Source organism: Alteraurantiacibacter aestuarii (genome assembly GCF_009827405.1).
Classification (GTDB): domain Bacteria; phylum Pseudomonadota; class Alphaproteobacteria; order Sphingomonadales; family Sphingomonadaceae; genus Alteraurantiacibacter; species Alteraurantiacibacter aestuarii.
Genome location: NZ_WTYY01000002.1, coordinates 487,990 through 502,039 on the forward strand (window position 1 = coordinate 487,990; position 14,050 = coordinate 502,039).

At 62.7% G+C, this 14,050-nt stretch carries 8 protein-coding genes; all 8 read right to left on the reverse strand.

Annotated elements, in window-relative coordinates:
- Positions 1-225: 225 nt before the first annotated feature.
- A complete protein-coding gene (locus GRI32_RS04985; protein ID WP_160590044.1) occupies positions 226-1,437 on the reverse strand; it encodes an alginate export family protein in 1,212 nt (403 codons plus the stop codon).
- A gap of 156 nt (positions 1,438-1,593) precedes the next feature.
- Positions 1,594-3,297, reverse strand: a complete 1,704-nt coding sequence (locus GRI32_RS04990) for an ABC transporter ATP-binding protein (protein ID WP_237437380.1) — start codon at positions 3,295-3,297, stop codon at positions 1,594-1,596.
- The gene (locus GRI32_RS04995) at positions 3,294-4,358 is read right to left on the reverse strand and encodes an ABC transporter permease (protein WP_237437381.1); all 1,065 of its coding nucleotides are present in this window, start codon (positions 4,356-4,358) and stop codon (positions 3,294-3,296) included. Before GRI32_RS04995 ends, GRI32_RS04990 begins: the two co-directional genes overlap by 4 nt.
- Positions 4,359-4,387: 29 nt before the next feature.
- Positions 4,388-5,812 carry a CmpA/NrtA family ABC transporter substrate-binding protein gene (locus GRI32_RS05000; RefSeq protein WP_202385935.1) on the reverse strand — a complete coding sequence of 475 codons (1,425 nt, stop codon included), beginning with the start codon at positions 5,810-5,812 and terminating at the stop codon, positions 4,388-4,390.
- Positions 5,813-6,036: 224 nt separating this feature from the next.
- Positions 6,037-7,248, reverse strand: coding sequence for a CmpA/NrtA family ABC transporter substrate-binding protein (locus GRI32_RS05005; protein ID WP_160590045.1), 1,212 nt, complete (start codon positions 7,246-7,248; stop codon positions 6,037-6,039).
- 2 nt (positions 7,249-7,250) lie between these two features.
- Positions 7,251-7,829 carry an ANTAR domain-containing response regulator gene (locus GRI32_RS05010; protein ID WP_160590047.1) on the reverse strand — a complete coding sequence of 193 codons (579 nt, stop codon included), beginning with the start codon at positions 7,827-7,829 and terminating at the stop codon, positions 7,251-7,253.
- 68 nt (positions 7,830-7,897) lie between these two features.
- Positions 7,898-8,299: a hypothetical protein gene (locus tag GRI32_RS05015; protein ID WP_160590048.1), complete on the reverse strand. Its 402-nt coding sequence runs from the start codon at positions 8,297-8,299 to the stop codon at positions 7,898-7,900.
- A gap of 184 nt (positions 8,300-8,483) precedes the next feature.
- Positions 8,484-13,889 (reverse strand): autotransporter-associated beta strand repeat-containing protein, encoded by a 5,406-nt coding sequence (locus GRI32_RS05020; protein ID WP_160590050.1) that lies wholly within the window; start codon positions 13,887-13,889, stop codon positions 8,484-8,486.
- Positions 13,890-14,050 lie beyond the last annotated feature (161 nt).

The window sequence follows — 14,050 nt, forward strand, 5'->3', positions numbered from 1 at the left end:
CCGGGCCGAAAGCGCACGCAAAAAAGCCGCCTTGTCTCACCCCCTTCAGGGTTCAACAGGCGGCTCCACTGCCACGCATCTAGATTGGCGGGTTTCGACTCCAGGCAGTCCGACACTGGACCACGCGATTCCCGTACTTCGCTTTGCTACACTATCGAGGTGGGAAGCGACAAGCAAATATATTGCACCGCAACAATCGGCCTGTCGCTTCCCCGGCACGAACCATCAAAAACCGAATTCGGCCTGCAGCCACAGCTTCTGCGTATCGACGGAAAAGCCGCTGGAATTGTAATTGGCATATTTCAGCAACATGCCCACGCCCGCCAGGCGGAAGCCGAGCGAGGCATCCCATTCGCTGCCATAACTGACGCTGCCGAAATCGCTTTCGAACTTGTGATAGGCGACCGCTGCGTTGACATTGCCGATGCCCGGCAGGGCGAACTGGCGCGCGATGCTGGCATTATAGTCGCGCACGCCCGCCGCCGGGGTGGTCAGGAAGATATCCGCCCAGCCCTGAAAGGCATGCAGCGTGGCCAAGGGCGTCTGGAAGGCTGCCACGCCGCCGTCGCTGCCCAGCTCCTCATAATTGGCTGACAGGTTGAAACCGGCAACGCCCACACCGGCGGTCACGCTGATGAAATCGGCGGTATAGTTGGCCGGGTTCAGATCAGCATCGCTCTGCGTGGCATAGGTGGCTGACAGGGTCACATTGGTGCTGCCCAGCGGAATGGCAGTGCTGGCGGTCAGGCCGAACGTCTCGCTGGAGAAGGCCGCGCGCGTGTCAAATTCCAGGATATAGGCAAAGGCGGTAACATCCACCGCCTCAAGATCGAGACCGGCATTGAGCAGGAACATGTCACCGTCGAAATGCTCGTTGGGGCTATCCACGCCAAAAATCGTGCGGTTGGACGTGGCATAGACGCCATCGAAGTTGACCACGCCAAGCTTGGCCTGCGCGCGGACGGCATCGAAGGTCTGTTCATTCTGCCGCCAGCCGACATTGCCGACAAAACGGGCATTGCCCATGATGATCCGCTGACGGCCCAGCGTGATGCCGCTGCCGTCCTTCATATAGGAGATCTGCGCCCGGTTGAGTTCCAGATTGTCAGGATCGGCAACCACGGAGAACGGCTCCACCCCGTTACCGGGCAGTGTATCGTTGAAATCATCGACCAGCGCAGTGGTGCCTTCGCCTTCCACCAGCATCTGGATGCCCCACGCACTGAAGGTGGCACCAACGCGGGCGCGCACGGTCAGCGCATCGGCATTGCCCAGCGCATTGTCCTGATCGACCGTTTCATAGCGGACGCGCGCATTGGCGGTGATGTCCATCACCAGATCATCGCCCAGCGGGATCGGATCGCCCACGCCGGCCATTGCGGGCGTGGAGATGGAAAGAACCGAAATGGCAGCGAGCAGACAAGATTTCTTCAGCATTGGAGCACCTCCCTGAGCGGACCGACATGGTCCACCATCCAGAATTGGAATGAGAGGCGAGCGCCATTGCCCGCCTTGTGCCGGCTCGGGCCGGCGATGTGGTTCAGTTCGCGGGGTGTGGCGCCCTTGCCATCCCCGGCCTCTCCCGAGGGACTATCAGGCTACCTTTGCGGTTGGCCCGTGATCATATTCGGCAAGGAAGTGCAGCACTTCCTGCCGGTACTTGTAGAATTTGGGATGTTCGAGCAGTTCGCGGCGATGGCGCGGGCGCGGCAGATCAACCTCCAGCACCTTGCCGATGGTGGCGCGCGGCCCATTGGTCATCATCACCACCCGGTCCGCCAGCAGGATCGCCTCATCCACATCATGGGTGACCATGATCGCGGTCACCTTGGTGCGGTTCCATGTTTCCACCAGCACGTCCTGCAAGTCCCAGCGGGTCAGGCTGTCGAGCATGCCGAACGGTTCATCCAGCAACAGCAGGCGCGGCGAGAGGGCGAAGGCGCGGGCAATGCCGACGCGCTGGCGCATGCCGTTGGACATTTCCGCCGCCATCTTGTCCTTCGCATCGCCCAGACCGACACGGTCGAGGTAATAGTCGACGATATCGCGGCGTTCCGACCGGGAGGCATGCGGATAGACCCGCTCCACCCCCAGCGCGACATTCTGGCGCGCGGTGAGCCATGGCATCAGGCTGGGCGACTGGAACACCACCGCCTTGTCCGGCCCGGCGGCGGTAATCTCGCGATTTTCGAGCACGATGCCACCGCCTGAAATCTCGTTCAGGCCGGCAGCCATCGTCAGCACGGTGGACTTGCCGCAACCCGAATGGCCGATGAGCGAGATGAATTCCCCCTTGTTCATCAGCAGGTTGAAGTCCTCCACTACCTTGAGCGGGCCCTTCGGCGTGGGATAGACCTTGTCCAGCTTGAAGAATTCCAGAAAACGCGTGGTCACCGGGCTTTGCGCCGCATCGCGGTACGCTTGCGGCGGCGGGGCCAGGTCCAGCGGTGTGACGTTGGGCAGGTCCACCGCGCTTTCGCCCACCGTGCCGGACTCATCATTGAGCGATCCGAGATAGGAGACGATTTCCTTGCGCAGCCGCTGATAGCCGGGATCGTCGTTCACCGCCTCACGGTCACGCGGACGGGCAACGTCCACCTCCCAGATTCCGCCAATCCGTGCCGCGGGTGAAGGGGTCAACACCGCGACACGGTCGGCCAGAAGGAGCGCTTCGTCCACGTCATTGGTGACGAGAAGAATGGTGCGACCCTCCTCCTTGCGGATCCGTTCGATCTCATCCTGCAATTTGGCGCGGGTCAGCGCATCGAGCGCGGACAGCGGCTCATCCAGCAGCAGGATTTCCGGCTCCATCGCCAGCGCACGCGCCACCGCAACACGCTGGCGCATGCCGCCGGAAAGCTGCGCCGGCTTGCGGTCCATCGCATGGCCAAGCCCGACCAGTTCGACCTTCTGCTTCACCAGCGCGGCGCGCTCTGCCGCAGACTTGTCCTTGTGCACCGCGTCCACCGCCAGCGCGACATTGGCCTGCACCGAAAGCCACGGGAACAGCGAGTAGGACTGGAACACCAGCCCGCGATCCTTGCTCGGCCCGTCAATCGGCTTGCCGCGCAGCAGGATCTCGCCGCCATCGGGTTCAACAAGGCCAGCCACGGAATTGATCAGCGTGGTCTTGCCCGCGCCGGAAAACCCCAGGATGGCCACGAACTCGCCTTCGGCAATATCGAGGTCGATCCCGCCAAGGACATGGCTCGTTTCGCCCGATTGACCGGCGTAGCTTTTGGTGACGCCTTTGAGCGAGAGGATCGGCATGGCGCTGTTGTGGCTGGTCATGGTCATATCGTCCGGTTCCTGGAGACAAGCGCTTCCAGCCACATCATGATCCGGTCCAGACCGAAGCCGATGAAGCCGATGACAACGACGGCGAACATGATCCGCGCAAGCGACTGGCTGGAGCCGTTCTGGAATTCATCCCACACGAATTTGCCCAGGCCCGGGTTCTGCGCCAGCATCTCTGCTGCGATCAGCACCATCCAGCCGACGCCCAGCGACAGGCGCATGCCGGTAAAGATGTACGGCAGCGATGCGGGCAGCACGAGGCGGGTCAGCTTGGCAAACCAGCCCAGCTTGAGCACGCGGCCAACGTTGAGCAGGTCCTTGTCTATGCTGCTGGTGCCCACCGCCGTATTGATCAGCGTTGGCCACAGCGAACACAGCATCACCACCAGAGCCGAGATGATGAAGGCCTTGGCCAGGATCGGATCGGCGCTGGTGACCAGTGCCGAGATGACCATGGTCACGATCGGCAGCCATGCCAGCGGGCTGACCGGCTTCATGATCTGCACCAGCGGATTGATGGCCGAATTGACCAGCGGCGAAAGTCCGCAAATCAGGCCGATGGGCACAGCCACCAGCGTTGCCAGCACAAATCCCAGCGCCACCGTGGCGAGCGAGGTGATGATCTGGTCCACGAAGGTGGGCGGGCCTGAATATTCGAAATCGGTCACCCGCCCCGGCTCTCCCGCAGCGATATAGGCAGCGTTGCGCGCTTCCTGATCGGCGTAGAACGCGGACTCCAGTTCCTTCGCTGCGCTCCATTCATCGAACAGGGACACGCCCTGCTCGGCCACTTCCACCGGCCCCGGCAAGGCGCCCAGCGAAGTGTCCACCTGCGGGGCGAGCACGGCCCACATGGCCAGGAACAGCACGATGCCGATGAAGGGGGCCAGCAGCTGTCCGGCGATTTGTCGGCCCTTCCCGCCCAACAATGGAGCCGTGGATGGGGCCGTGGATTGGGATGTGGATTTTGCCTCCGGTGCCACATCATCGGCAGCCCGGTTCTGACTGGGTGCAGGAGCCGGGTCACCGGTCTGGCGCATTTCATCGAAAGCGGTAGCCATTGCTGAATTTCCTTTGTTCATGATCCCGATCAGGTTCCTGAAACGCCCGATGCCGTCACGCGCTGCCCCTGCTGCAAGCCGATCTTGAAGCTGGACAGATACTGGTTGGGAGTGCGGCCATTATAGGTGAGGCCATCGATGAAGCCGGTTTGCGGACCGCGGAAGCCATCGGTTTCCGGCACGTCATCCGCCTCGATCTCGCCGCGTTCGACAAGCTGGTTGGCGGCTGCAAGGTACAGGTCCGGGCGATAGACGGCGCGGGCCGTGTTGAAATACCAGTCATCGCTCTTGTCTTCGGCGATCTGGCCCCAGCGGCGCATCTGGGTAAGGTACCAGACGGCATCCGAATAGTAGGGATAGCCGGCATATTTATCGAAGAAGATGTTGAAGCCTTCTGCCGGGCGGGTGTCCCCCTGTTCGAAGGTGAACACGCCGGTCATGCTGGCAGCGATAACCTCTGCATCGGCGCCCACGTAGTTGGAGCGTGAGAGGATCTCCACCGCTTCGGCGCGGTTGGCGCCATTGTCTTCATCGAGCCATTCCTGAGCGCGGATGATGGCGCGCAGCATGGCGGCAGTGGTGGCCGGATATTTCTCTGCAAAATCCTTGCGCAGGCCAAAGACCTTCTCGGGATTGTCGTTCCAGATCTCGTCATCGGTGATCACCGGCACGCCGATGTTCATGAACACCGCCTGCTGGTTCCACGGCTCACCCACGCAATAGCCCTCGATCGTGCCTGCCTCCATCGTGGCGGGCATCTGCGGCGGCGGGGTAACGGACAGCTGGACATCGGCGCCAACCGTTCCGGCCACGTCGCCATCGGTGTAGAAACCGGGGTTCAGGCCGCCGGCAGCCAGCCAGTAGCGCAATTCGTAATTATGCGTGCTGACCGGGAAGACCATGCCCATGTTGAAGGTCTTGCCCTCGGCTTCGAACGCATCGACCACCGGGCGCAGGTAGGATGCCGAGATCGGATGGATCGGGCGGCCGTTTTCCTCGGGCAGATCGTCACGGATCATCTGCCACACGCGGTTGGACAGGGTGATGGCATTGCCGTTCAGATCCATGCTCAACGGGGCGATCAGATCGGCCTGCGTGCCATAGCCGATGGTGGCGGCAATCGGCTGACCGGCCAGCATGTGCGCCCCGTCCAGCTGTCCGCCGATCACACCATCCAGCAGCACTTTCCAGTTCGCCTGCGGCACCAGGCTGACGTTCAGCCCCTCATCGGCGAAAAAGCCCTTTTCCTGCGCGATGGCCAGCGGCGCCATGTCGGTCAGCTTGATGAAGCCGAGCGTCAGATTGGGTTTTTCGATGGCACCATCCAGGTTGGCGGCGGCCACGGTCTCACCCGCTTCGTCGCTTGAACCACAGCCAGCAAGAGCCAGGCTGGCCACGCCGGCCATGGCTGCCATTGTCAGGCGTTTGGTAAATCCCCGTCGCGAAATGCTCATCCTTGCCACCTTCTCAAATCAGCGCAGAACGCAAAAAAACCGCCTCGACTTGGCCCCGGAATGGGAACCAGTTCGGGCGGCTACGTTGCCACGCAATGTTGAAACCGATCGAAGGTCCTTTTGGTCACCCATCGGCGGGTGCGGACGCTTCGTTCGCCAGCAGAGATATGCGATTCGGACCGATTTCGTAAAGCGATTTTTTGCACTGCAGCAAAAAAATCTGTTCATGGAAGGGCGTCAAGATAGCTCTCGACAGCTTCGGGATCGAAGGTGCGACCATCGAAGAAACTGTTTGCCGACAGGGTTATAGAACCCTGCTGAGTACCCACTTGTGTCAACTGGGTGACACTGCCCTCAACCTTTGAATTGGCGGCGGGCAAATCGTCTCCCGTATCGCTCAGGGCAGAGCGATAGATGTCGGGACGGAACACCTGACGGGCCTTTTCGGCATCGGAAGAATCGAAGCTGAGCTGATCCCAGCGGACCATCTGCGAGTACAGCCAGGCGGCCTGGCTGACCCACGGGAAATTGGCCGCTTCGCTATGCTGGAACATGAAATCGGGAAAGTGCACCGGGTTCGCCCCGTGGGTGAGGACAAGGCGATCCGAAATGGCCCGCGCGATCAGCTTTTCATCCGCATCGAGATAGCTCTGGCGCGCCAGAATCCGGGCGTTCAGGGCGAAATTCTCAGGGTCGACAAAGTGCTTTCCGGCGCGGCGCATGGCGCGGATCAGGCCTTCGGTCTGCGGCCGCAATTCATCCAGCCGGGCCTCTCTCATGGCCAGCACCTTTTCCACCCCGCGCCGCCAGATCTGCGCCGTGGCCAGCACGATCGTGCCCACGTCGCGCTCCACGCACAGGCTGTTCCACGGCTCTCCCACACAGGCTCCGTCGATCTCTCCACTGGCCAGCGCATCGGCCACGAACGGCGGCGCCACGGTGAGGATTTCGACGTCCTCATCGGGCCGGATTCCCGACGCCGCCAGCCAGTAGCGCAATTTGTGATTGTGGCTGGAATAGCGGTGCACCACGCCAAAGCGCAGCTTGCGGCCCGCCGCCTTGCGCTCGGCCGCTTCAACTTTCAACTTCGCACCCAATGTCACCGGATTGGCGTAAGCCCCTGGCGTAGCGATCTTTTCTGCCAGCACCTTGGCCAGAGTCACGCCATTGCCATTGAGGCCGAGCACGAACGGCGCCACCAGTTTCTGGGCTGGCCGCCCAAGGCCCAGCGTTGTCGCAATCGCCAGCGGGGCGAGCATGTGCGCGGCATCGGTGTGCCCATACAGCAGCCTGTCGAGAACGGTTGCCCAGCTGACATCCTTGACGAAACTGAGCTTCACGCCCTCGTCCTCGGCAAAGCCGTGCTCATGCGCCAGAATGGGCAGGCAGGCATCCACAAGCGGGAGAAATCCGATGGTCAGTTCGCCTGAAGCCATGCTCAATTATCTCCCATCAGTTCAGCGGCAGTCACGACCGCTTCTGCAATATCGACGATCTTCTTGCTGGACGACATCGCCTTGCGTCGCAGCTCGCCATAGGCTTCCGGCTCGGTCACGCGCCTGGAATCCATCAGGATGCGCTTGGCCTTGTCGATCAGTTCACGCTCGGCCAGTTTTCCCTTGGCCTCCACCAGGTCCGATTGCAGGCGCGCAAAGGCATTGAAACGCCGCACAGCGAGGTCGAGCAGGGGCCGAATGCGATTGCTGGAAAGGCCATCCACCACATAGGCAGACACGCCCGCATCGATGGAGGCGGCGATGGCCGCATCGTCGCTTTCATCCACAAACATGGCGATTGGCCGGGCCAGTGCCCGGCTGACGGCGAAGTATTCCTCCAGCACGTCACGCGAGGGATTGCCCAGGTCGATCAGCACGATATCGGGCCCGATCAGTTCGATCTGGGCCAGCAGACCTTCGCGTTTGGTGAGGATGAAAACCTCGCGATTGTCGAGTTCGACCAGGCCTTCCTCGATGATCGAGGCGCGCGCCGGGCTTTCATCAACGATGGCGATTTTCATGCCAATATATTGCACCGCAACATTAGTGTGCACAAGCAGCAAAAGCGACAAAAGTCAGAAAAGCGACATCACGTGGTCCACACGCTGCCATTCGTGCGGCTGTGGAGATGGCTTTCCAGCGTGGAACTGGCGAGGTTGCCAAGGCCGTTGAGCGATGCGGCAATGCGGGCATCGATGGTAGCTGCGGCAACACCGTCCTGAATGGCACCGCCCAAAGCGGCCGAATAGTCGATCAGGAAGTCATTGTCCGCGACCACGACGGTACCGCCATTGTTGGTGGTGGTCACGTTGTCGCCATTGACCTTCACACCGTCGTTATCATCAACATTGATGCTGCCGGTATCGGTAACAGTGAGCGAATCATCGACGAGCACCACGACCGGCGATGTGACTTCATTGTCGACCGCCTGCGTTGCCGTCTGCGTTGCCGCCTGCGCCGCAAGGCTGAAACCGCCGATTGCGCCAGTCACAAGGCATGTTCCGATGGCAAGCTTGCTTTACCCAGAAAACCGGTGGTTGGCAGCGCCATCACGGCGGTCTGGGAGCATTGCCCGGGGCCCTGCGTGATGGAAAATTTCAGCATTACCTATCAAAGTTGGGCCGCATGCCGGGGCCTTGCAGGTTGCACTTGTCTGTCAGGTATCGGCTGCGCGGTCAGAAGCTCCAGCGCAGCCAGGCGCTGGCGGAAAAGCTGCTTGCGCCATTGGCAAGATAGGCGCCCCCTTCGCCGCCCACGGAGATAGTATCGCTCAGGTCGAAACTTGCCGTTCCGTCGAGGAGCAGGCCCTTGTCGCCGCCGCGTGCCGGCAGGATGGAAAAGTCCCGCGGTGATCCGGCAAGCCGCAGGCTGGCGAGCATGTTGTCACTATCCTGCCCGGCATAGCGGGCATCCAGCAGCAGGCGCGTGCCATCGGCGTTGAAGGAAATGAACCCGCCAGCCGCATAGCGCATCCGCCGATCGGAAAAGCCGCCGCTCGATAGCGACAATGCGCCCGCTCCACTTTCGCTGAAACTACCGATCCGGGCCGATGCATGGTCAAGGCCCAGCGATGGCCCGATGGCCCAGCCATCCATGTCCACACCGTAACGCAGATCGATCGAAGCGGCGGTAAAGCTGCTGTCCACCTGCGCGCTGGCGGTGCGGTTGAGCGCCCCCACGGTGATGGCGCGCTGGCTGTTGCCATCGAGCTGCGCATAGGAGGCGGCCGCGCTCAGGCTGACGCCCGCGCCCAGATCGCCATAGCGGGCAAATCCGCCGACGAACCAGCCGTCCAGCTGTGCGCGCGAACGGCGATCGTCATTGGTCACATCGGCCTGATTCCAGCCGCCGCTGATGCCGATGGCCCAGCTGTCCGACGGTCCGTGATAGTCGATCCCCAGCTCAAGCGCCTCACCATTGCGGGTGAAGCGGGCGCCATTGCCATCACCGGCCACTCTTGTGCGGCCGATCTGCCCCGATGCCCACGCATCCCAGCCTTGCGCGCCCGGCTCCAGCCCGCGCCGCAGCATGGCCGCGCCGCGCTCCAGCGCCGCCTGCTGGCCCGATGCCACGATATCGGCATAGATCTCGCCGGAAGCGGAATCGAAGGCCGCCCGGGCACTTGCCGCGTCCAGAGGCAGGATGGCGTTATAGACCGCCAGACTGTCCGATCCGCTGGTCTGGCCGAGCTCCATCAGCCCCAGCGACGCCTGCCGCTGGTTGAAGGTCAGCGCCACATCGGGGAAAGTCAGCACCTGTTCCAGCGTCAGGAATGCCGTGGACGAGGTGTAGCCAAGGGTGAAATCGAGGAAGGCGGAATTCTCGCTCAGGCCTGCGAACGTGCCGCTCAGCCCTTCCCCGCCCTCGGCAATCACGAAGGTCGAGCCATCGGTATAGGCCTGTTCCGGATCGAGCAGGTTTATCACCACGGTCCCGCCTTCGATGATCACATCGTCATCGGCGTAAACCCGGTCACTCGCTCCGCTGGCGGCCAGATCGACCTGATACGTCGATCCCGCGCGGAAGATGGCGTTGCCCAGCACGTTGAAAGTGGCCGTTCCCGTTCCCGGTGCGATCTCCCCTGCCAGATTCAGATTGCCGACGGTGCCGTTGCCGGTGAGCGTGGTGCTGGCGGATGTGACCAGCCCTGCTCCCAGCAGGGTGGAGCCGATCTGCCCGGTCAGATTGATGCCACCTGCGGTCAGCCGCATCTGCCCCAGATAGGCGGACGAATTGCCGGAAATGGTCAGCACACCCTCGCCCTCCTTCAAAACGGCGCCCCGTCCTGAAAGCGTGCCGGCAAAGCTGCCCGCGGCCTGCTGGTTGAACAGCAGCGTGCCCGCCTGCTCCACTTCAATGGCACCGCCCAGCGTGGCAGATGTGCCCTGCAGCGTGCCCGAACTGACCAGTGTGCCGCCGGAATAGCTGTCGGCACCGGCCAGGATCAGCGTTCCCAGATCGGTCTTGATCAGCCTGCCCGCCCCGGTGACCGGCACGTCCAGCGTAGCGACGAAAGCCGCGCCATCGCTGGTCCCGTCGCCCACACGAATGGTGACATTGCCTGTCAGCCCCAGCGCATCGCCGGTGACGGTATAGCCATTGATCGCGAACTGCGCGCCATTGGCCAGAGTGACCGGTCCCGCATCGTCCGAGATGGTGATTATGCCCGATGCGGAGGAAGGCTGCACCGCCTGCGTTGTGATCGAGGGGGCGGACGCCTCCACGGGAGCGGTCGGCGCAGTGAAGATCAGGAAATCCGCCGGTTCAAAGGCTCCGTTGGCGCTGCCATTGGCAATGGTCCAGTTGGTGGCGCTGGCATTCCATGTGCCGCTGCCGCCATCGATCCGCCCGTTGGCCGCAGTATTCGCGCCATCCCAGAAGATGAAATCGAGCGCCGGTGAGGGTGTTGGGGTGGGAGTGGGAGTCGGCGTGGGCGTAGGCGTTGGAGTGGGCGTCGGGGTTGGTGTTGGTGTCGGAGTGGGTGTTGGTGTCGGAGTGGGCGCATCCACGATCAGGTTGACCTGCCCCGTGGTGGCCAGGCTCAGGGTCAGCCCGTCAGCAACAAAGGCTGCGGGGACGCTGCCGATCTCCAGCCCGTTGTCGGTCAGCGTGCCGCCATAGTCGATCAGCCGGTACAGCCCGCCGCCAAAGCCGCCTGCATCGATCACATTGAGAGTGCCGTCGAGCGTGAGATTCCCGCCAACGCTGATGAGGTCACTGCCGGTGCCCGGTGCAAGGTCCGGCGCGCCCAGTTCAAATTGCAGCAGGGATGCCGATGACAGCGACAAGGCCCCGCCAATCGTCAGCGTACCGGGAGAATTGCCCGCCGCCAGCGTGCCATCGGCAATGCTCACCGCGCCGCCGATGGTGCCCGATCCGCCCAGCGTTGCGCCATTGCTGACCGAAGTCTGCATGGCGTTTCCGCCCAGCGTACCGTTCACCCGCACGCGGCCGCCGGTGATGTCGAGCACGCCGCCATAGCCGCCGCCCGCGCCGGAAAAGATCGTATCGCCGGCCAGATGCTCGATCCGCGGTGGACCGCTGCTGCCAGCGCTGCCGGTAATGACAGAGGATATGTCGTAGTTCTGCTGAGTATGGTTGAGCACCAGAGTATTGGCATTGGTCAGACCGACAGAGCCGACATTGAACAGCCCCGCGGCCCCCGCCGCGCTGGTGCGCGTGCCGCCGATATTGACGGTATTTCCGGCAACTGAACCAAGATTCAGCTGGCGTGCGGTGAAATCGGAATCGAGCAGGGTCAGGTTGGTGCCGGTAAAGCGCAGGCCGATGCTGACAATGCCCTCTGCCGACAGTGTGCTGTTATCAACCAGCAGGTCCGTTGTTTCGATCTGCAGGCCGGAATTTGCACCGCCGGTCATGATCCAGCTGCTGCCACCCGTGATGCTCATGGTGCGCAGGACGCCGCCAAAGCCCAGGCCACTGTCGCTGGCACCGCGCGTAGTCAGGCTGCCCCCGTTGGTGACAAAAATCGTACCCACTGGCTCGCCCACGCTGGCACCGCCGAAGCTGATGTTGCCGGCTGTATCGAAAGTGCTGCCCGCGCCGGAGATCAGCACATCGGTGTTCGGCCGGAAGCTAGGATTGATGGCGGAAAGGCTCTGGAACCTTGCGCCATTGAGGATGGACAGGTTCACATCCCCCGCACCGGCGCCGAAGTCCAGCGCGGTCGCGCCAGAGATGATCTGCCACAGCGAATTCGCGCCGGTTACAGTCAGATTGACCACGCTGTTGTTGCTGTTCGTTGCAGCCAGCACCCGTCCGGTGACCAGCCTGCCGCCATTTTCCACCAGCACATTGGTGTTGAAACCGGTGAAGCGCGAGACAAAGAAATCCCCCGCTGTAAATTGGGAATTGGCGCCTGAAACCGTCAGGGAATTGGTCCGGGTGGCACTTCCCAGGTCGATGGCCTGGAAGCTGGCATTGCCGCCCGCTGACACGGTGACATCGCCGCCGACAACCGGTGCGCCCACCGCGATCAGGCGCGAATTGGCGCCGGTGACGATGAAATCGGTTTCGGCATCGGCGGACCAATTGCCGCCGCCGGTGCCATCAATCAGGCCGCCGCCCTGCACGGTCACGGTGGTGCGGCGATCAGCCTCGCCCGCCAGTTCCAGCCGCCCGGTCAGCGTGCCGCCATCGACCAGGATCGAACCATTGCGCACCGACAGGCCTGCGCCCGTCCCGCCAATGAAATTCAGCGCTCCCCCGCTGCGCACCACCACACTGCGGCTGACCGGACCGCCCAGCGATCCCAGCGCGCTCAGGCCATTGGCATTGACCGTCACCTCGCCGCCGTTTTCGATGATGAATGTGCCGGGGACCACGCCCACGGTGGTGGCGTTGAAATTCAGCACACCGCCGCTGAGCAATTGCGAGCCGACACCAGACACCAGCACAGATGTCCCCTGACCGATCGACCAGTTGTTGATGCTGGCAGTGCTGTCTACCACTGCGCCGCCCAGGATCTGGAAATCCACCAGATTGGTGCCAGCCCCCAGGTTCTGCGCACCGCCAGCGGCGATGATCCATTCCGATCCCGCACCGCTGATCAGCACATCAATGCTGGCCGGCACGCCGTTGGAAGCAAGGCCGAAGCCCACGCTGGTCAGCCGTCCGCCATTTTCCACCAGCAGCGACCCGCCAGTGGCATCTGTACCATGCGCCAGCGCCAGATTGCCGGTGGTGAAAGTGGAATTGACCCCGCTGACCGAGATTGATGCGCCGAATTGCCCTTGAATACTGTCAAAGCTGACGCTGCCCCCATTGCTGACATTGATCGCGCCGCGCGTTTGAATGGCAGTGGGCACGGTCAGCTGCGAGCCGGCCCCGGCCACATTGATCGTGCCGCCCGCCCCCAGCGTCCAGCCCACGCCGCCGGGATAGCTTACTACCCCGCCGTCCAGCACATTGAGCGTGCCCACCGCATCGGCGAAGTTGAGATTGCCGATGGTGATCCCTGCCGCATTGCTGGTGATGTCCCAGCGCGATCCGGCGCCGATCGCGTTGACGGTTCCGGCGCTGCCCTGGCCGGTGCCGATCCGGCCCGAGCTGGACGTCACCACCGCGCCATTGCGGATATCCAGCAGGCCGATGCTGTTTTGCGTAATCGCCACGCCCAGCGTCAGGCCGCCCGGGCCGGAGATGGTCGATCCTGTCCCGGTTACGAAAACTGATCCATTGCCGCCGGTGGCCGCAGTGGTCTGCGATCCGCCAATGGACAGGCTGCCGCCATTGCTCACATCGCCCAGCACCAGATCGCCGCCGGTCCTTATGGTCAGCTGGCCCGTGCCAGCCTCTCCCACAGCCAGATTGCGCGCTTCTTCTGTTGCGGTGTTCTCAATCACCGGAGCGTTGGTTGTGCTGTCGATCACCACGGCGGTTGCGGAATCGGGAATGGTGTTGGTGCTCCAGTTCCCGGCTTCGCCATAGTTGGTGCTCTCACTCCCGTCCCAGCGTGACTGGGCCTGTGCCGTTGCAGTCACGGCGATGCTGGCGACACCGGCCAGCAGCAGGCTGCCAAGGCGGGCCCTGCGGGGAGCATTTGAAGAAGCGTGAAGCATGGGACATCTCCGCTGTCATGCGCCCTTGCCCGGCAATTGGGCGGTGGCGCGTCATCGCGGATGATTGTGCGGGCGCTAGTGGTCCCGCTCAAAGTGGCAAGATGCTGCAAATAGCGGTTTATCGCGGTTTCCTGCGGCTTTGCGCGTGCAACTTCGGGCGC